The sequence below is a fragment of the Pseudomonas sp. 30_B genome, from assembly GCF_017491605.1.
GTDB lineage: Bacteria > Pseudomonadota > Gammaproteobacteria > Pseudomonadales > Pseudomonadaceae > Pseudomonas.
In genome coordinates this window covers 1-242 of the sequence record NZ_JAFGYY010000520.1, presented here as the reverse complement: position 1 = coordinate 242, position 242 = coordinate 1, and the positions used below count along the sequence as shown (strand labels likewise).

Annotated in this window: 1 pseudogene; it reads right to left on the bottom strand. The window is 62.8% G+C overall.

Annotated elements, in window-relative coordinates:
- Positions 1-242: pseudogene (locus tag J5M67_RS29320) on the bottom strand (ABC transporter substrate-binding protein); the annotation flags it as partial.

Sequence of the window (242 nt, the reverse complement as noted above, 5' to 3'; positions counted from 1 at the left end):
GCTTGAAGAAGATGTCCCAGGAGTCGATCGGCGCGTTGTCGCCCAGCACTTCCTTGATCTTCGCCGAGTTGTAGCCGATGCCGGTGGTGCCCCACAGGTAGGGGAAGCCGTGTTCGTTGCCCGGGTCCTTGGCCTGAAGCACCTTGAGCAGCGCGGGGTTGAGGTTCTTCCAGTTCGGCAGCTTGCCCTTGTCCAGCGGCTGGAACACGCCGGCCTTCAGGTAGTTGGGCAGGAAGCCGTCG